Annotated in this window: 16 protein-coding genes and 1 pseudogene; 12 read left to right on the top strand and 5 right to left on the bottom strand. The window is 34.0% G+C overall.

The genetic code is table 11. From position 1 onward, the window contains the following. Positions 1 to 12 precede the first annotated feature (12 nt). From ABJ955_RS03830 to ABJ955_RS03815, 4 genes are read left to right on the top strand one after another with little or no spacing between them, the layout of a single operon-like run. Complete coding sequence (locus tag ABJ955_RS03830; RefSeq protein WP_347373277.1) at positions 13 to 624, top strand: DUF4230 domain-containing protein; 612 nt, start codon at positions 13 to 15, stop codon at positions 622 to 624. Beyond that, positions 621 to 980 carry an MmcQ/YjbR family DNA-binding protein gene (locus ABJ955_RS03825; protein WP_347373276.1) on the top strand — a complete coding sequence of 120 codons (360 nt, stop codon included), beginning with the start codon at positions 621 to 623 and terminating at the stop codon, positions 978 to 980. The genes ABJ955_RS03830 and ABJ955_RS03825 overlap by 4 nt, the downstream gene beginning before the upstream one ends. 16 nt (positions 981 to 996) lie before the next feature. Further along, positions 997 to 2,769 carry a DNA mismatch repair protein MutS gene (locus ABJ955_RS03820; protein ID WP_347373275.1) on the top strand — a complete coding sequence of 591 codons (1,773 nt, stop codon included), beginning with the start codon at positions 997 to 999 and terminating at the stop codon, positions 2,767 to 2,769. Positions 2,770 to 2,779: 10 nt separating this feature from the next. Further along, positions 2,780 to 3,775 (top strand): metal-dependent hydrolase, encoded by a 996-nt coding sequence (locus ABJ955_RS03815; RefSeq protein WP_347373274.1) that lies wholly within the window; start codon positions 2,780 to 2,782, stop codon positions 3,773 to 3,775. Here the strand turns inward: ABJ955_RS03815 and ABJ955_RS03810 are convergent. The 3 genes from ABJ955_RS03810 to ABJ955_RS03800 all read right to left on the bottom strand — a co-directional run bounded on the left by ABJ955_RS03810 (position 3,772) and on the right by ABJ955_RS03800 (position 6,098). Continuing rightward, positions 3,772 to 4,200: a nuclear transport factor 2 family protein gene (locus ABJ955_RS03810; protein ID WP_347373273.1), complete on the bottom strand. Its 429-nt coding sequence runs from the start codon at positions 4,198 to 4,200 to the stop codon at positions 3,772 to 3,774. The genes ABJ955_RS03815 and ABJ955_RS03810 overlap by 4 nt on opposite strands. A 19-nt stretch (positions 4,201 to 4,219) precedes the next feature. Then, positions 4,220 to 4,927: a peptidoglycan DD-metalloendopeptidase family protein gene (locus ABJ955_RS03805; protein ID WP_347373272.1), complete on the bottom strand. Its 708-nt coding sequence runs from the start codon at positions 4,925 to 4,927 to the stop codon at positions 4,220 to 4,222. Positions 4,928 to 4,997: 70 nt separating this feature from the next. Further along, positions 4,998 to 6,098: a DUF4407 domain-containing protein gene (locus ABJ955_RS03800; RefSeq protein ID WP_347373271.1), complete on the bottom strand. Its 1,101-nt coding sequence runs from the start codon at positions 6,096 to 6,098 to the stop codon at positions 4,998 to 5,000. A gap of 173 nt (positions 6,099 to 6,271) precedes the next feature. Here ABJ955_RS03800 and ABJ955_RS03795 point away from each other — a divergent pair, with 173 nt between their 5' ends. Beyond that, positions 6,272 to 7,306 (top strand): hypothetical protein, encoded by a 1,035-nt coding sequence (locus ABJ955_RS03795; protein ID WP_347373270.1) that lies wholly within the window; start codon positions 6,272 to 6,274, stop codon positions 7,304 to 7,306. 98 nt (positions 7,307 to 7,404) lie between these two features. Here ABJ955_RS03795 and ABJ955_RS03790 read toward each other — a convergent pair whose 3' ends face one another. After that, positions 7,405 to 9,711, bottom strand: coding sequence for a T9SS type A sorting domain-containing protein (locus ABJ955_RS03790; protein WP_347373269.1), 2,307 nt, complete (start codon positions 9,709 to 9,711; stop codon positions 7,405 to 7,407). A gap of 108 nt (positions 9,712 to 9,819) precedes the next feature. Beyond that, complete coding sequence (locus ABJ955_RS03785; protein ID WP_347373268.1) at positions 9,820 to 11,457, bottom strand: hypothetical protein; 1,638 nt, start codon at positions 11,455 to 11,457, stop codon at positions 9,820 to 9,822. Positions 11,458 to 11,657: 200 nt separating this feature from the next. Between ABJ955_RS03785 and ABJ955_RS03780 the strand changes: the two genes are divergently transcribed. The 7 genes and pseudogenes from ABJ955_RS03780 to ABJ955_RS03750 form a co-directional block, all read left to right on the top strand. Then, positions 11,658 to 12,431 (top strand): DUF805 domain-containing protein, encoded by a 774-nt coding sequence (locus ABJ955_RS03780; RefSeq protein WP_347373267.1) that lies wholly within the window; start codon positions 11,658 to 11,660, stop codon positions 12,429 to 12,431. Beyond that, positions 12,421 to 15,072: a hypothetical protein gene (locus ABJ955_RS03775; protein ID WP_347373266.1), complete on the top strand. Its 2,652-nt coding sequence runs from the start codon at positions 12,421 to 12,423 to the stop codon at positions 15,070 to 15,072. Before ABJ955_RS03780 ends, ABJ955_RS03775 begins: the two co-directional genes overlap by 11 nt. A 43-nt stretch (positions 15,073 to 15,115) precedes the next feature. Further along, positions 15,116 to 16,864 carry a histidine kinase gene (locus tag ABJ955_RS03770; protein ID WP_347373265.1) on the top strand — a complete coding sequence of 583 codons (1,749 nt, stop codon included), beginning with the start codon at positions 15,116 to 15,118 and terminating at the stop codon, positions 16,862 to 16,864. Then, on the top strand, positions 16,813 to 17,160 hold the full coding sequence (locus ABJ955_RS03765; RefSeq protein WP_347373264.1) for an ATP-binding protein: 348 nt from the start codon (positions 16,813 to 16,815) through the stop codon (positions 17,158 to 17,160). The genes ABJ955_RS03770 and ABJ955_RS03765 overlap by 52 nt, the downstream gene beginning before the upstream one ends. Then, the gene (locus ABJ955_RS03760) at positions 17,157 to 17,789 is read left to right on the top strand and encodes a response regulator transcription factor (protein WP_347373263.1); all 633 of its coding nucleotides are present in this window, start codon (positions 17,157 to 17,159) and stop codon (positions 17,787 to 17,789) included. The genes ABJ955_RS03765 and ABJ955_RS03760 overlap by 4 nt, the downstream gene beginning before the upstream one ends. Positions 17,790 to 17,947: 158 nt before the next feature. Next, on the top strand, positions 17,948 to 18,406 hold the full coding sequence (locus tag ABJ955_RS03755; RefSeq protein ID WP_347373262.1) for a hypothetical protein: 459 nt from the start codon (positions 17,948 to 17,950) through the stop codon (positions 18,404 to 18,406). A gap of 139 nt (positions 18,407 to 18,545) precedes the next feature. After that, a pseudogene (locus tag ABJ955_RS03750) lies at positions 18,546 to 19,771 on the top strand (hypothetical protein); the annotation flags it as partial.

The following is a 19,771-nucleotide window of genomic DNA, read 5'->3' as shown; positions in this document are numbered from 1 at the left end:
TATCTTTACCAAATGGAAGAACTTTTTATAGGTTTAGCAGTAGGAGCTGTATTGGCTTACTTTATTTATGGCCGTTTTGGGGGTGTAGGTAAAAAAGAGAAAACAAATACCCAGTCTGTTATCCTGATGGAGAAAATTAGGAGTGTCTGCAAGTTTATTACTGTGGAAGGCGATTTTTCTGAAATATTCTATTATGAAAATGTAAAGGATAAATGGCTTAATTTACTTTTAGGGAAAAAGAAAGCCCTGGTTTTAATTGAAGCAAAAGCACATATTGGTTTTGATCTTACAAAATTGAAAATGGAGGCTGACACCAAAAATAAAACCATCATTTTAACAAATTTTCCACAACCAGAATTACTTACTATTGAAACAGATTTTAAGTATTATGACAAACGTGAAGGTTGGGCAAATCCTTTTACAGCTGCAGATCTTACAGAAATTAACCAAGAAGCAAAAAAGCATATTGTAGATAAAGTTCCAGGAAGTGGCTTGTATACCGAAGCTTCAAAACAGGCATTAGAAACTATTCAACTAGTTGAAAAATTGGTAGAAACCATAAATTGGAGGTTAGATTATACCGCATTATTTGATTCCATAGAGAGCCCAAAGTTAAAAGAATGAACATAGAAGAATTTCGGGAGTATTGCATTTCAAAAAAAGGCGTTACGGAATCTTTCCCTTTTGATGAAAAAACCCTTGTTTTTAAGGTAATGGGCAAAATGTTTGCGTTAACAAGCTTGGAGCGTCATCCCGTTGCAGCAAACTTAAAATGCGACCCAGAACGTGCCATTGAGCTGCGCGAAACATTTGATGGCTTGATAATTCCGGGATACCATATGAGTAAAGTACATTGGAATACGATTGCTTTGGAAACTAATTTGCCCCACGAACTTATTATAGAATTGATAGACCATTCGTATAATTTGGTTGTAAAAAGCCTCACAAAAAAACTTCAAGCTGACCTTGCCTCACTTTAAAATCTTAAAAAATTAAATGAATTCTCCTTCAGATTTTTATACCCAACAAATTGAATTCCATACCGAAGAATTACAAAAAATAAAGCAAAAGCTTGCGGTTTCCAGTAGCATTCGGCTAGTGGTTTTTCTTCTTGCGTGCGCGGGTGTTTACTTTTTCTTTGGCAACGTCCAAATTGTCATTCCTATTATAATTCTTGCAATTGCTACTTTTATTTATTTGGTTACAAAACATAGTGAATTGCAATACAAACGTGACTTAAGGAAAGTTTTAATCGCGCAAAATGAAACCGAACTTCAGGTTTTAAATCGTGTTTTTCATCAGCTACCTTCTGGCGAAAAATACAATGATCCGCTTCATTTTTACAGTCAGGATATTGATCTTTTTGGTAAAGGTTCTTTTTTTCAATACCTAAATAGAACCGCTTTAGAAAGTGGCTCCGATTTTTTAGCGAAACTTTTTACTGAAAATAAAATAGATTCTATCACAGAAAAGCAAGACGCAATTAATGAACTTTCAAAAATTGCAAGTTGGCGGCAACAGTTTTCTGCAACCGCCTCATTAGTGAAAACAGAGGTTTCTGCTTTAGAAGTAACAAAGTGGTTGAAAGATTATAAAACATTTGTTCCTAAGTGGATTAAGCCTGTTTCAGTTGTGTTTTCAATCCTATCTGTAGTATTGATTGTATTGAATTATCTAGATTTAATTTCTGGTTATGTAATTGGTGGATGGTTCTTCTTGGGTTTGATTATTTCAGGCCGCTATTTAAAAAATGTGAATGACTTATCATCGCATACCTCAAAAATTCAAAGCACTTTCGAGCAGTTTCATAAACTTATTTTAGAAATTGAAAATCAGGAGTTTTCTTCAGCAATTCTTACTGAAAAACGAAATTTAATAGTTGGTACTTCAACTAAAGCTTCTGCTATTTTAAAGCAATTTGCGAAACATTTAGATGCCTTAGATCAACGTAGTAATATGCTGATTGGTATTGTGGCAAATGGATTTATGCTGCGTGATCTACGCCAATGCTACAATATTGAACTATGGATAGAAAAACACAAAGAAAGTGTTCCAATTTGGTTTGATGTTATTACTTTTTTTGATGCCTATAACAGCTTGGGGAACTTTACTTTTAACCATCAAAACTATGTTTTTCCACAAATAAACGATGCTATTCCCGTTTTAAAAGTGAAAGGCGCTGGGCATCCTTTATTGAAGGAATCTGCGATGGTATATAATGATATTCAAATAAATTCGGAGGAATTTTTTATAATAACTGGAGCTAATATGGCTGGAAAAAGTACTTTTTTAAGAACTGTTTCACTGCAAATAGTAATGGGAAATATGGGATTGCCTGTTTGTGCTGAAACTGCAGAATACAATCCGATTAAACTAATAACAAGTATGCGTACCACAGATAGTTTAACGGATGATGAATCGTATTTTTTTAGTGAATTAAAACGTTTAAAATTTATTGTAGACCAAATAAAAACCAAGCGTTATTTTATAATTTTAGATGAAATTTTAAAAGGAACAAATAGTACGGATAAAGCAATAGGGTCTAAAAAATTTGTTGAAAAGCTTGTTGCTAGTAATTCCACAGGTATTATTGCTACCCACGATTTAAGCCTTTGTACAGTTTCCGAAGAACTTTCTGATGTTAAAAATTATTATTTTGATGCACGTATTGAAAATGATGAACTCTTTTTCGACTATAAGTTTAAACCTGGGATTTGCCAAAATATGAATGCTTCGTTTTTACTAAAAAAAATGGAAATAGTAGATTAAAATTCTCAAAATGGATTCAGTAACACAGATAGTATTGGGCGCCGCAGTTGGTGAAGCAGTTTTAGGAAAAAAAATTGGCAATAAAGCGATGGTTTTAGGTGCTATTGCGGGCACTATTCCAGATTTAGATGTAATTGCGACTAATTTTACAGATACCGTTTCAGCATTAGAAATTCATCGGGGTTTTACCCATTCCATCGTTTTTGCAGTAGTTTTTGGATTGCTTTTTGGCTGGTTACTCTCACTTTGGGATAAACGGGCTTCTGTAAAAGAATGGTCTTGGTTTTGGTTTTTATGCTTTGTTACACATCCCTTGCTTGACGCACATACCACTTGGGGAACACAACTATTTTGGCCTTTTGATTTGCGACTGGCGTATAAAAATATTTTTGTGATCGACCCCTTGTACACCTTGCCTTTTCTGGTGTTTTTACTTCTGGCAATGTTTCAAAAAAGAGAAAGTTTAAAAAGAAGAAAGTTTAATAATCTCGGTTTAATTGTGAGTAGTGCTTATATGCTACTTACCTTAATTTTAAAAGGAGTTTCCTTTTATAAATTTGAAGCCGCACTTAGCAATCAAAATATAGAATACACTGCTTTGGAAACAAAGCCTAGCCCGATGAATACTATTTTATGGACGGCAAATGTGGAAACGGATGATGCCTTTTTAATAGGCGATTATTCTTTTTTTGATACAAAACCAATCCAGTTTTCAGTACATCCTAAAAATCACGAAGCCTTAGGAGGTTTAAGAAATGAAGCGGGAGTACAGCGGCTTATAAAAATTACACAAGGATGGTATACTGTTACTGAAAGAGAAGATGGGGTTTATTTAAACGATCTTCGTTTTGGAATGTTGAGCGCAGATCTTTCTAAACCTAAATATGCTTTTAGTTTTTTACTTAAAAAAGAGGATGGAGCACTAAAAGTGATGGAAGAGCCTAAGGATACACGCGATGCCAAAAAAATACTTTCAAACCTTTGGGAGCGGATACAAGGAAACTAACAGCTTAAATCTGCAATAATTTTCCATTCACCTGCTATTTTTCTGAAAATAATTAGAAAAACACCATTTGCATTTCCTGCATTTCGCACCAAATGATATTGTCCCATTACATAATAAGAAGCATTTTCAATTTTGGTGATGGCATCAATGGTAAATGAAAGTGTTCCTGTATATTCTTTCGTCGGATATCCTTTTAGGTAATTGTTTAATGTATTCTGCCAACCAAATGTTACTCCGTTACTACCATAGAATTTTAATGAATCGCTTTTCCAATATCCGTGCATAAAGTTTTCAAGATTATTTTGATTCCATGCGTCTTCTTGTGTTTTTAATACCTTAAGAATCGCTTTTTTATCTTGAGTTTCAGTTTGAGCAAGGCTGTTTAATGAAATAATAAGTAAAAAAAGAAGCAGTGTATTTTTCATGTAAATCGTGTTAAGGGTTTTAAAAATTCTCAGTAAATAGTAGTGAAGGATCTGGGCATATACTCTTCCACTTTTCTATTTCAGATGGAAATGCTACTCCAGGAAAATTTTTAGTGTTTCCCAATAAATCCAGTATCACCTGAAAGTGTAAGTGAGGCTCCCAGCCGCCATTTTCTGCAGCAGTTCCAATGTGGCCAAGAAAATCTCCCGCTTTTAGAAAATCTCCTTCTTTATGAAAACCCAAGCTGCTTCGTGAAAGATGCCCGTATAGGGTGTAGAATTTTAAATCTTTAAAAGTGTGTTCTAAAACCAAGGTAGGACCGTAATCTTTTGGAAAATTGTTGTCCTGTTTAATCACGATTTTGCCAGCAAACGGGACGCAAATAGTTGTGTTTTCTTGTACCCAGAAGTCGGTTCCAAGGTGTATATTTCGGTATTCGGTTTGGTTTTCAAGCGTTCTTTTATAAGCATCGGTGGTATAAAATTTCCGTTTTTCAAGATAGCCATTTGCTAGCAGCGACCTTGGATTTTTTAATTGTATTGTAGCAATTGCTTTACCTAATTCTAGAACAGTATCGTAATTGGAGTCGGGTAAAACCTCTGTATTCATATCCATTTTAAGCACCTTTGAAAATGCTATTTCAGGAAATAAGCTTTGAAGCGTAACCGCTTTACTTTTGGCGATATTCTTAAATTCTACTAGGGAGATTAAGTTGCTTTTTGACATTTTTAAAAACCGATGTTTTATTCAATACAAACATCGCAATTCTAGTTCAAAAAAGAGGTGTCACTTACGCTTATAAAACACTTTTTTGTTTCTTGTAAAAGGCATCAGCTTGTAATTGCATTAACTCACGCGCTTTTTTGCGCTTGTAGTCGTAAAGTTCCTGTTCTTCAGAAATATCTGCATAGACGCGGTTATTGATGTCTCTATCTGTAGTTACTACGATATCACGCTGCGATTTTTGTTGCATTACCCAAGATTTTAGGGCGCTTTCTTGTGTTTCGAGTTTTAAATCGTAAGCCCCTTTTGGGGATAATAATTTTGCTAAAATTGGGGAAGTTTCAATGGCTAAAAACAATAAAAAGATAAAAAGTGATGGCAACCATGGAAGTTTATTTAATGCTTCAATTCGTGCCATTAAACCATCAAACCCATCTATTACAGGCTGGCTACTGGCAACTTTAGTGTTGTATTCGGTTGCAAGGGTTGCGATTTTAGCTTCGGCTGCAGTTATTTTTTCGGTATTTACTTTTTTTAAATCGGTTAAGGCAACGAGTTCGGCATCATGTTTTTCTCTTTTCTCTTTATAAACGGGTCCTTTTCCAAGCTTTTCAGTGCCTTTTCGACCTTCTGCTTCAGCGATATAGGTTTCATAAAGTGTATTTACTTCACTTTCCTTATTTATTATTTCATTCTTCAAGTTTTGAATTTCTGTTTCCAAAGCCTTAATGGAAGGTGTAAATTGTAGTGCCAATTGGTCTTTGTTGGCGAGTGTCATTTCATTCTTTTCTGTAAGTAAAACTTGATTGATTTCCTTTTCAAAAATTTTCATCTCCAATGGTTTTGAAATAACAATGGCAATGAGTATCGCCAATGCAATTCGAGGAGAAGCTTGTAATAATTCATCAAAAAAACTATTGCGTTTTTTGATAGTTGATACTATAAATCGGTCTAGGTTGAATATTAATAATCCCCAAATAATTCCAAAGAATACGGCTGAAAAATAAGTATCAAAAACAGTGTAAAGTGCATATGCAGCTGCAATTGTAGCTAGTAGTGCTGTAAAGAAAACAGTGGCTCCAATACCCGCGTATTTTGTGCGTTCCCCAGGAGAGCAGTCGTCTAGAATGGCGGTATCTGCGCCAGAGCAGAAGATGAAAAAACGTTGTAACATAAAGATTTAGATTGATGAAACTATATAACGCTATTTGAATCAGTTTGTTACAGGCTGGTTGTAAAAACTTACTAAATGGATGTAATTTCATTTAATTTTCTTGTAGGGTAAGGGGGATTAAAAGATTCTATATGTAGGAAAAAACCTATATTTACTTTAGAATTTACTTTAGTATGAAATTAATATTTCAGGGATTTTTTTTATTGATATTTTTTAGTTCAGTTTGCCAAACTTCTAAAACTAAGACAGCTTCTCATACGATTAATAGTGTTGCATCTACTTTTTCGGATTATGAAAAGATTGAATTGTTGCATCTTTTAACCTCTTCAAATAAGCTTTCAGATACCGTTAAAGTTAAAGTATACGGCGACTTAGGTGTTTTATATACCAAACTAGGAGTAAAAGATTCTGCTGATTTTTATTATCGTAAAGCCATTATAGCTTCTCAAGAGTATCCTTTATTGCATTCTCGTATGCGTTTTTTAAAAGATTCACTTCGGTTTGTAACTTATGAATCGGATTCGATTAATTTAAATAATTTAAAAAACGAGAGGCATTTTAATTTGACGAAAACAAAAAATTTATTAGTAGCAAACAATACAAAAAAAGATAAAATTTTAATTTTAAGTATTTTCATTTTCTTACTTGTTATAGCAATAGGAATTGTGCTTATTATTACAAATAGAAATAAAATTCGATTTCAAAAGAAAATGCTTGCTAATTTAAAGATGTCTAAAAGAGCATTGGAAGATAAACAAAGATTAGAAGCGAAGTTACATATAGAAAGAGGGAGAACTTTTGCAAATAAGGAAAAGCAATTGGTGGAAGTTTCATTAGAAATGGCTGATCTTCAGAATAAATTAATGGAAGAGATAAACCGCTGGGAAACAGATGGTAATTTTAAAGAGTTGGTAGAAAACTTAAAATCATTATTGAATAAAAAGAATTATTGGAAGTATTTTAAAGTTAAATTTATTGAAGTACATCCCCATTTTGCTTCTTTATTAAGTGAAATGTTTCCTAGTTTATCTGAAAACGACATAGCTTTTTGTTGTATGTTAAAATTACAGGTTTCTGTTCCAGAAATTGCGTCCCTTATGGGAAAGAGCGAAGATGAAATTGAATCAAAAATAACCCTATTAAAAAGAAAAATGGGCTTAGGAAATGATCCACTTGCGTTTCATCATCTGATTACTCACATGGAATAAAAGTATTTCACAGAAGTTATTTTTCTATCTTTTACTTAAAAAAGAACTCCTCAGAAATTAATTTCTGAGGAGTTCTTATATTCAAAACTTCGAAGTACTTATTGTTTTAGTATTCTTTTAAAATACACTTCATTAGCATTGTTTTGTATACGCACTAAATAAATCCCAGCTTCAAGTGCCGCAAGGTTTAGCTTCGTACTAGTATCTGCTTGCATAACCTGTATCCCATTTAAAGAATAAACAGCCACTTGTTTTACCGTTGAGTTTTTTAGGTGAATATTCACTATATCGCTCGCAGGATTAGGGTAGATTGCAATATCATTTAAATTATTTTCAAATCCTGGGGCGCCTAAAACGGTTAGGTCGATTGTGTATTCTACGAGACCAAGATCGAAAGTGCCAATGTAGGCTTTTACTGCATTTTCACGAAACACATATGTACTGGAAACAGCGCCTATGGCAAGTAATTGCTCATTATTTATGGTTTCCCAAGTTTCCCCACTATCTGTGGAATAATGCAAGGCAAATTCAGAAACTTGTGAACTATAGGTTGAAGCCGTCATAGCACCTTCTGTTTCAGTTGAAAAAGCTACATTAAACACCAATTCGCTAGTTTTTCTATCCCAGGTTGCGCCACCATCTTCAGAAATAAAAATTCCTTTTGAGCTAGCTAAAGCCAAACGGTTTTCATTTAATGGGTCTTTTTGAAGGTCAAAAATAAGATCGTTTGCATTCATTACTTCAAGCCCAGTACTTGTGTTAGTCCAAGTTGCGCCACCATCTGTTGATGTATATACTTCAATACCTACAGTGATTGTAATCTTATCTGTTTCATCAATTATTATTTTGTGTATAAAATCGAGATTAGGCAAGGTTATATCCGTAACAATCACATTATTTATATCACTGAAATCTATTTGTTTCAGTTTCGTTTCACTTGGGTCGAAGCCGGCAAACGCAGCCAGAATCGTTTCTGGAGCATGGTGGAAAGTAGCAACTGCAGTGAATTTATTTGAAAAGATTGATATAAGCTCCGTTTTGTTCGCGCCATTGTCATTACTTACTTTAAGACTTGACCCCATAAAACTTGAGGTGAAAGTGTATATTCTATTTGGCGTAACTTTATCTGCATACTGCGTCTGCCCGGGATTGCTAGTAAAGATATTTAAAGGCATAATATCGTATGGAGTATCAGTCCCAGCGTTTAAATCGCGATGTACATACCCAAATTGAACGCCATAATAAAGATTTAAATCAGTACCATTTTTATAAAGATCCATATTTCCTGTACTTGTAAAATATGGGCTTTTAGACCAAGAAAGAGTTTTTCCTCCATCTGAAGAAAATAGTGGGACATAATCCGCACTGATAAAAACTTCATTTGAATTATTAGGATTGTAACTTGCGTTCAAGCCATAAAAATAGCTTTCAGGGTTTTCGTCTGGATATACAAAGTTTTCCCAAGTAACTCCGCCATCTTCAGAGATTACAATTTCGTTTTCTTCCAAAATAATAATTTGTGATGGGTTCGCTTCATTATAGCGTATTACATTTATAGAATTCAAAATTCCGTTAGTCCACGTAATAGGTTCAATCGTAAAAGTAGCACCGCCATCTATAGATTTATATAAGTTTTCAACTGTACTGCCGAAACTAATCCCTGTACCTAAAAGTATATTTTGGGCGTTTCTTGGGTCGAATGTAATCGGGTCCAAAATGATTCCTCGTAGTCTTTCTTCCCAAGTCTGGCCCGCATCTTCAGAAATAAAAAGACCGCCTTCTACACCTGTACTTCCTTGGCCGCGTGTAAGAAAAAGTTTTTCAGGATCGGCTGGGCTTATGGCTACATCGTTAATAAAAACAGTGTCATAATCATTAGTGTGGTATACCAAACTCCACGTAGTACCTCCATCTGCGGTGTAAAATGTTTTTCCTTCATGATTCATACCTCCAGGAAAATTAGTGTCTACCAGTAATACATCCATATCTTGATCGTAAAAATCATAGGATGTTACATAGCTATTATCAGCTTGGTTGGGTAAGGGAAATGTTTTAATTATAGACGAAGAAGCAATATCATACACTCTAATATCATTTAAAGGAGTGTTTGGAAGGTAGCTTGAAAAAGTAAGCGCAGTTCCATCAGCAGAAAGCTTTAAATCTTTAATGCGTGCGCCTTTGCCAATAAGTAACGAATACAAAATATTCCAGCTAGCGCCATTATCTTCAGAAACTATAATATGGTTTCCCATAGTTACTGCATATACTTTATTTGGCACAACGGCATCATAGGTAAGATCGTAAATACGACCAAAATCAATAGAACCAGTCACCTCAAATTGTGCGAATGTAGGTTGAAAAGAAAATAGTAATGTGAATAAAAAAAGAGTTATCGTTTTTTTCATAATTTAGGGTTTTAAGTAGCTCCCAATATTCTGAAAATTATAAGGAAGCATACTAAAAAAGTCTCCTAATTAGTGCGACGGGATTCAGAAAAAGCGTGACATGTGCTGTTAAATCGTTGTGATGTAGCGATATAGCGCTGTGCTGTCTTCTAGCCCCATTTTGTTGCTAATTCGCTCTTTCCGTTTGCGTGTTGCTTCAACAGTAATATTAAAGAGGGATGCAATTTCCTTTATTGTAAGGTCCATATACAGATAACTCAAGAAACGAATATCATTTGCGGTTAATTCCTGATGATTGGTACGCAATTTTGTAAGCAAACCATGGTTTACCTCTTCAAAATGGGTGAGAAAACTATCCCATTCGGAATCGTTTTTTAGTAACTTTTTTAGTTCCTTTATTTTGTTTGTTAAAAAAGCATTACGTGTAATTTCTGATTGATTTGTTAAGCTATTAATTACCTCTTTAATTAATTCATTTCTACCAGATATTTGTAGTGCTTTGGCTGCAAGCTTTCTATTTCTGTTTTCAATTTCATTTTTAAGCCGCTCCTGTTCAAGCAAAGCCATAGCCTCTTTTGCGTGTAATTGTTTTTCTAATAAAAGGTTGTCGCTTTCCTTTTTTTGAAGTTCCAATTCTATAAATTCTTTACTGCGCTGGTGTAAAATTTTTCGTTGTTTATTCTTTATAAAACTGTTGTATAATGCCCAGGTAATTAAGCATATTATAAGAAATGAGACACCCAAAAGACTATAAAGAGTGTTGCGTTCTTGTGCTCTTAATTCTGAGCTTCGCTGTAGCTCTCGTCTATAATCGGCTATTTCAAATTTCACTCTATTTGTTTCAAATAAACGCCCGTTTTTTAATTGGTTTAACGATTCTGTAAGTGAAATAATGGAATCTTTTGCTTCAATTGCATTGGTGTACAATCCATTTTTAATGTAAATTTCTGCTAATTGCTGGTATGCGCTTATTCGATTTTCTGGGTTTATAGCTGCTTTTAAAGCTGCTTGACCATACCCAATTGCTTTAGATATATCATTTTCATCTGTTGCGATATTAGACAATAAAATAAGGGTTGAAATTCGCTCATCACTATGTGTAACAGTTTCTAACTTAGGAAATATCGAGTCTGCTAAGACTTTTGCTTTTTTTAGTTCTCCTCGTTTATAATAATTTTCTGCTAAAGCTATTTCAACTAAAATAAGTAGAGCAGGTTGGTTTTTAAGCATTTCTTTGGCTTCTGCCAAATAAGCTGCAGCCACATTTGGTTTGTTTTGCTGATTAGCTAACATGCCTAAGTTTACGGCATATAACCCTATTTTTATGGGTTCTTTATGTTCCTGCGCTAATTTATAGGCCTTAGAAAAATATTCTTCAGCTTTCTCCGGTTCGTCTTCTTTAATGTATAAAATGGCAATATTATTAAGCACAATCATCTCTTCATTTTCATCGAGGTGCTTTAAAGCTATAGTATATGCTTCTAAATAAGTATCGAGTGCTTCTCCATAATCTAGCATAGAATAATAATTTGCTCCAATATTATTAAGAGCCAAAAACTGTTGTTTATACAATTGTTTTTCTTCAGCAATAGTTCGTACTTTAGTTAGCAATTCGAGTGATAAAGTATATTCTTTATTACTTCTTGCATCTATACCTTGAACTAAAAGACTGTCTAGTTGTGCCGTGTTTTGAGCAACTAGAAATGAGGAGAAAAGAAAAATTAATAATCTAAAAAAAACTTTCATATAACTTATAAAGTGCGTGAAGTTAGCCTATATCTCAAAGAAGACATAATTTAAAAGAATTTTTGTTTTCTAGACATAGCTGTTTAAAACTATTTACCGCTAAAATAAAATGTAAAAATAATAGCATTCATAAATTATGCGACTCCTATTTGGAAATTAGCCTTGCCTTGTTCTATCTTGCATACCGTATATTTTAACAAATGTTTAAGAACTCGTTTTCATTTAATGGCCGTATTCGTAGGACTGAATTTGGTATTAGTTATATTTTATTTCTTGTTTTTATATACGGTTTTATAGCCCTGATGGAGGTTTTGAATATGGGTGGATACCAATTATTTATAATATTAGGTGCCGCGTATTGGTTTCAATTTTCACAAGGGGCAAAGCGTTGTCACGATCTTGGAAATAACGGTTTTTATCAAATCATTCCCTTTTATATTTTTGTGCTTCTTTTTAGTGAAGGGCAAAATAGAAATAATAAATATGGCCCTGATCCCAAACTTGAAGAACTGCAAAATGCAGAAAACCCTTTAAATGATAATGCAACTGGTTTCAAGTTGCCTATAGCAAAGGATTTTGAAACCATGGGTAGCGAATTGGTAAGTGGCACATTACTTACAGCTTTAGTTTTGGCAGTAGCTAGTTATTTGCTAGATGACGACGACTGGGTGTATTTTAGTATTGAAAGCATCCTAATAATGACGGGCTATCTCACAGTGCTTCTTTTGAGTTTTAAATTTAAACCGCTTCCAAAAGCACCAATTTACTTTGTAGTGCATCGCGCTATTTTTAGTATTGTTTTGCATCTAATTATTTCTTTATATGAAATGTATAGCAATAACATTTCTAATATAAATTATAGTGCAATTGGAGGAGATATAATTTACATACTATCATTTTTTATACTTACATATGTTCCTTATTATTTCTATAAAACATTAAAAAAACCTAATTCTATTTTGCTTGAAGCTTAAATACCATATACTAATTTCGTGCATTGCGCTTGCCGGTTTGGCACTTTTGGCATATACAAAAAAATCAGAAGTAGTTAAAAGCATCCATTGGAGCGAACGCCTTCTTAGGTGGGACGATTTTCCTATTATTGACGATATACCAGGTGATTATCACGCCATGGTTTATTCTAACATACAATTTGAAGGCAACCGAGACGACAAATCACTCCGTATTTTTGCTCAAATGATTCCTCACTTATCAGCAAGGGTGATTGAAGATGAAACCGATATGGAGCAATTGCTGATTCACGAGCAAAATCATTTCAATATAACAGAATATTACGCCCGACTTTTTAGAAAAGAAGTCATTAGTATTGGTGAAGAAAACCTGAATAATAGTGATTTACAGCGTTTAGGGAAAAAATATTTAGAAAAAATAAACGTGATGCAGGATGTATATGATAGGGAGTCCAAGCACAATACAGAATGGCAAAAACAGCGCTATTGGGAACTACACATAGCAGGTTTGTTGCGTGAAACCGCTTATTTTGCTGAAGAAAATCTTTATCATTATCAGGATTTTTTGGAAGAAGAAACTCAATGGTACCGAGAAATTTATACTACCCTAGACGGGGAGTTACTTTCGTTTTATCCAGAAAACACAAAAAACAGTCGTTTTGGTGAGGTTTATCATATAACTCGAAAAAAGGACAGTATCCTAATAAAGTATTTTAAGAACGGAAAACCTACTGCTGGCGGTTATTATGAAGCGCCATTGTGTATTATTACTTTTCCAAATACTGCAACCCGCGAAGTGCATCTTTTTGATTCAAATGGAGCTCCTTTTTCCTCTAAAACAGAAGTTCCAATAACACGAAATATTACCGATAAAGACGGAAATTTAATTCGTACGTATTATGACGCGAAGGGGAAACAGATTTCAAAGGAAGGTGTGTTCACTCAAAAAGGAATTTGGAATGATGCTCAAAAAAGTATGTATTCTAGCTATTATGATGAACATGGAAACCATGTAACACGCCGGGGTGCTTTTTATGAACTTCGGGAAATGGGATCTAACAAATTTTCTAAAAGAATTTCCTATTTCGATAAAGGGGGTAAACCCATGCGCGACAAATATTTTATTTCTACTTATGAATATGAAACCGATGCTAATTTAATGATAACAACCGCTAAATGGTTTGATGTAGATGGCGCATACGCTATTTATGCTGAAGGGTATAGTTCAGTTTATGATTATGATGCCCGTGGCAAAATAAAATCTATAGCCTATCTCGATTCATTAGGTAACAAAACAGTGGATGCTAATGGGGTTCAAAAATATACCTATAGTTACGATCAGTATGGCAACTGTACCGATTTGCGAAAGTTTAATGTTCGGGGGCTTCCTACAAAAGGACAGGATGCTTTTCATCATTCTGTAGTTTTGATTGATTCATTAGAAAGAGTTACATTTTCTGCAAAATACGACCCAGGTTATGTTTTAAAATTCACTGAAAATAAGGTGGGTGCTACCGCTTACATATACGAAGGCGATAGTATAATTAATATAAAGAATGTTGATGCCTATGGTGACGAAGGGCCGGATGATACAGGGGTTTCATTAACAAAGCAATTTCTAAATGCTCAAAAAAATATTGTGGACGAACAATTTTTTGACGTTAAAGGCTCTTGGGCGAAAACACCAAGTGGAGTAGTTTCTTACAAATACAAATATGATGAACGCGGCAATCAAATAGAAATGACAGCGTTTGATTCCCTTGGAAAAATTCGCGCTTGGGAAGAAGACGTAGCAATCAGTCGTTGGGAATATGACAAGAATAACAATAGAATTAAAACGATTTATTTCACAGAAAACAATGAACTGGCAAATGCAGTGCAAGGAGCGAGTACTCTAGGGTTTACATATGATGAAAACAATAATTTTATTGAACGTACCAATTACGACAAAAACAATAAGCCATGCCTTTTTGATGGTGCTTATAGAACAACAAGCATTTTAAATCGGTTTGGGAATGATTCCATTGTTATTATGTATGCTGTGAATAACCAGATTATTAATGGGGCTGGCATTATAAAATATGACTATAATCCGCGTGAAATTCTTATTTCTGAACGCTCTTTTAATAGAAATAATCAAGCGATTCTTAATGAAGCGGGTGTTCACAAAATTGTTTATGAACATGATAAATTTGATAGGTATACTGGATATTCATATTATGGCAAGAATGGTGAAAAAGTGAATAATATTGAAGGTATTTCGACTATGGAAATCAATTTAAATTTTTCTGGATACATACGCAGTTATGCTTATTACGATAAATATAAAAACCCAGTAATTGGCCCGGAAGGGGTTCATAGTGTGCAAAATCATTATAATGATATGGATGAGGTGGTGCGTACATCTACTTACGGTACAGATCAAAAATTAATGAATAATGAAGAAGGTGTAGCAGATTTTGTATACCAAATTGATGAAAGCGGTAGAACACTGCGAATTTCTTTATACAATGCCGATGGAGACCTTGTAGAGGATTCTCAAGGCATAGCCGAATACTTTTATTTCCCTACACTAAATGGGCTTTTCTATCTAGAAAAACAACTCAATGCACAAGGCGAAGAGATTACAATAGAAGAAATATAAAGCTTATTAGAGATTTTTTTGTTAGAATAAATATCTTTATAGCGTGATAAAAAAGACGCTTTTATTATACTTTATTATTGGTTTTACCTCGATTTTTCACGGTCAAGACCCAACTCCCTCTGATTCTTTACAAGCCTATTTACAAACCTTTTCTGATGAAAGTGAAAGGCTTGCTGTTTTTGCTAAAAAAATTTCTGAAAACAAAATTGCAAAAGACGAGGGGTATATTTCGCTTCTAGAAAGTTATATTACTCTAGCTATTGCAAACTCCGATTGGGAGAATGCATTAGTTTTTAAAAATACATTAGCAACCTACCTACTCTTTGATACAGCAAACCCTAAAAAAGCATACCACCTTTTAAGTGCCTATAAAGGCAATCTTAACAAGGCAAGTTCTATTGAAGAAATTGCCAATTTTTACCTTATATACGCTGAAACGGCTACGTATATGCAAGAGTATAAAGTATCACTTGATATTTTGATGGAGGGTATTTTGTTTCTAGAAAGTGAAGCAAGAACAGAAATCCGTCAATATGCAGATATGCATCTTACTGCGGGTGAAAATAGTTCAAAAATAAATAACATTATTAAGAGCGCAGGCTATTTTAAAAAAGCATCAGAGTTATATATCGCACAAAAAGATACCATTCCCTATTTGTGGTCTCAGAATGGATTAAGTCGCTTAATGGGAAACTATGGCTTATTTGATGAAGCCGTTAAAGCTCGTGAAACTATCTTTTTGTGGCAAGATGCCTTAAGTCAGATAGATGTAGTTGTAATGGCGCACATTACTGCTGCTATTGAAGCAACGATGCAAGATTTACCCGAAGCGGAATTGTGTCATACAGAGCAGGCACTTTTGCTAAAAGACCAAATGAGTTCAGATATTAAGCCAATTATTGAAATTCTTGCAAATGCCTGTGCCACATACACATATGCCAGGCAAGGTTTTTTAAAGAAATCAGATGAAAATTTAAAGCAATTAAAAAGTGCGGTAGTAGGTTTTGAAAACAATAGCTTCTTAAAAACATATTACTCCTTAGCTGAAGCTCAAAATGCCTATGCACATGCAGATTATTTAAAGACAATAAATAGTATTCTAAGTTCTCTTGCTGCAGTAAAAAAATCTAAGGAGCCAGAGATTATTATGGATTACGAACACTTGCTGGCGCAATCATATGAAGAGTTAGGAAACACAAAGCAATCACTTGTGCATTTTAAGAATTATATAAATTTAAAGGATTCAATTCAAAAAACGAGGTCACAAAAACGGTTTGTTTATGTACATAATGAATTTGAACTTGAGAAAAAAGATTTTCAAATTAACAAACAGAAAAAAAACATTGCCTTGCTGAATGCTGAAAACAGAATTAAAACACAATGGATGTTATTTGGCGGTATTGGGTTTATCTTACTGTTTTTGACAATATATTTATTTAGAACACGTGCTTTTGTAAAACGAAATCAAAAACTTCAAAAAATTTATTCCCAAAATTTAATTCAATCTATCGAAAAAGAACGAAAGCGCATTGCGGGCGACTTACACGACAGTATTGGACAAAGCCTTCTGATTATTAAAAATAAATTTTTAACAGATAAGAATATAGAAGATAGCACTATTGTAGACAAAGCTCTTGAGGAAGTGCGTGAAATTTCGCAAGATCTACATCCCTATAAATTTGAAAACATAGGCTTAATAAATTCCCTTAAAAATACTATCGAAACGCTTCAAAAAGTTCAATGGTTTTCTTTTCACATGAAATTACTGATGAGGAAAGCATTGAAAGTATGATTCATAAAGAAAAACACATTTATATTTTTAGAATGGTTCAGGAGGCATTAAACAATGTTCTTAAACATGCCAAAGCCAAAGCTTGTAAACTAGAAATATATGCTGAAACTCATTGTGTTCTATTTAAAATTTTAGATAATGGAATTGGGTTCGACCTAAAAAATAATGAGAATAAACTCAATTCTTTAGGAATGAAAACCCTTAAAGAGCGTGCTGAAATTATTGAGGCAAAATTGACTGTAACTTCTATAAGAGGTAAAGGAACTACCGTGTGTATAAAAATCCCCAAAATATGATTAAAAAGCCCACAATTCTTATTGCGGACGATCATCCTGTTATTTTAGAAGGAAATAAAACATTGCTAAAGAGGCATAATTACGATGTGATATATACCGCCACCAATGGAAATGAAGCCTTTAATTACATTTCTAAAATGCAGCCAGACATAGCCATTTTAGATATGGACATGCCTATTCTTAGCGGAATGGAAGTTGCTCTTAATTGTAAAAGAAAAAAACTAAAAACAAAAATTGTAATTTTTTCAGTTTATAAAAGAGAAGAAATTTTTAAAACAGTAGGGAAAACAATCGATGCGTACCTACTTAAAGAAGATCCTATTGTAGATTTACTGAAATGCTTGCAAGCAATTCAAGAAAATAAAACCTTTGTAAGCAAAAAAATAGATGCAGAAAATCTATTCACTTCTAAGCATAAAGAGTTACAAAAACTAACTCCATCCGAATTAAAAATAATTCATTATTTACGAAAAGATTTTTCTTCACAAGAAATATCAGAGAGTCTCTTTATATCAATTCGAACTGTTGAAAAACATAGAAGTAATATTATTAAAAAGCTTGGTTTACAGAATAATCCATATTCCCTTATGGTTTGGATAAATCAAAATAGCAATCTTTTCGAAGAATAATTTAAGAATTTCAAACTGTTTGTGGTATTACGTAGAACTACGTATTTTTTTTAAGAATACCGATCTATAATTTTGGGTGGGGATTTTTTTTAAAAATACCAACTGCATAACTTAACCCTTAAAGGTTTTATTTTCAATCGAAGTAGCAGTGGTTGCCCTTGAATTTAAATAAAACAAACCATGAAAAAACCACAAAAATTTTTCTTACCATCGCTTTACTATTTTGTGTTTGGCAATTTCAGGCGCAATGTGGGTCTGGAAGCAATTTAAGTGATACAAGTTTTAAGGCTAGCTGTTCGGGTCCTATTGAAGGTATTTCAGTTAATGTTTTTAGTATAACTACGTCTGGTGATGTTAGGTTGCGAATCTATGACGGAGAGGCAGGAGTAGTAGAAATAGGTGCTTCAGCATTGCATACAATTTCCACTAGAGGAGAGATATATATTCCATTTGCTTCTTTAGCAAATATCACAACCGGGGGTCAATATACAATTAGAAATGAATGTATTACATTCGATGGCTATTTTGTTGGACATAATATTGATTCTTACCCAGAAGGAATTTCCTCAGGCGATCTTTTTTATAATGCTCATCAAAAAAACCAACCTACCACGTAGTTTACTACGTACTTTATATGTAGTGCATTTATTACACAAAAATTAAATTGATAGAAGTTTGCCAACCGAAATGTAATCTAAAGAAGAACAACTAAAATCAAATATTAAAAACAAATAACAAAATCACAATCAAGTTATTATGAAGAAAAATACCTTATTGCTTTTATTCGGATTAATGTGTTGTATAGCCACATTAAATGCGCAAGAAGCAACATCCTTTATGAATGCAGATTTAGCAACCTTAGTAAATACCCACAACAAAACTACACTAAATAAGCAAAGCGAAGTAATTGCTGTACAGACCAGAGCTGTTACATCAAGTTTTACTTCTAGAGCTGCCTTTCAAGCAGCTTGTGCTGGATTGTCCTTAGAAGATTTTGCAGGAGGGCCTAGTTCAGGGGATGTTATTGATTGTTCCGAAATTAGCAGTGCTGGTAGTGATTGTTATCCAGCAGATGAGATTTTACCTGGTTTTATTGTTACAGCATCCTCAGGTAAAATTGCTGCATTGGGAATAGGAGCTGGAGGAGCTACAGATAATGCAGTTGGTGCCAATGAATTCCATAGATTTACAGTAATTACCTTTACAGATTCTACTATACATTCCGTTGGTATGGATATTTTGGGTTTTGCAGACAGTACAGATTTTCGTGTATATGATTCCAGCGGAGTTTTAACCGACACATTCACATTGGCGACTAGTAGTAGTGCCGAAATCTTCTTTGGAGTGATTACAGATACACCTATTGGCAGAATAGAAATCGAGGCCGCTAATAAAGCTGCTGAATTAATTGAAAATTTTGAATTTGGTAGTTGTAACACCCCTCCAACAGCCGTATGCCAAAACATAACAGTACAGTTAGATGCTTCTGGAAATGCAACTATTGTTGCTGCTGATGTAGACGGTGGTAGTAGTGATGCTGAAGGACCTGTAACTTTGTCTATAGATATTAATGCGTTTGATTGTAGTAATATAGGGCCAAATACGGTAACACTTACGGTTATGGATAGTGATGGTGTTACAGATTCATGTGCCGCTACGGTTACAGTAGAAGACAATATAGCGCCCGTGGCTAACTGTGCCGCACCCTTTACGGTTCAACTAGACGCCAATGGAAACGCGAGTATCACAGTAGCCGATATTGAAAATGGTTCTACTGATGCCTGCGGAATTGCAAGTACATCAATCGACATAACAGATTTTGATTGTAGCAATATAGGTGATAACACAGTAACCTTAACGGTGACTGATATTAATGGAAACATTGCTACTTGTACTACGATAGTAACAGTAGAAGACAATATAGCGCCCGTGGCTAACTGTGCCGCACCCTTTACGGTTCAACTAGACGCCAATGGAAACGC

It is taken from the genome of Aequorivita sp. Q41 (genome assembly GCF_039831855.1).
Taxonomy (GTDB): domain Bacteria; phylum Bacteroidota; class Bacteroidia; order Flavobacteriales; family Flavobacteriaceae; genus Aequorivita.
This window is presented reverse-complemented; position numbering and strand designations above follow the sequence as displayed.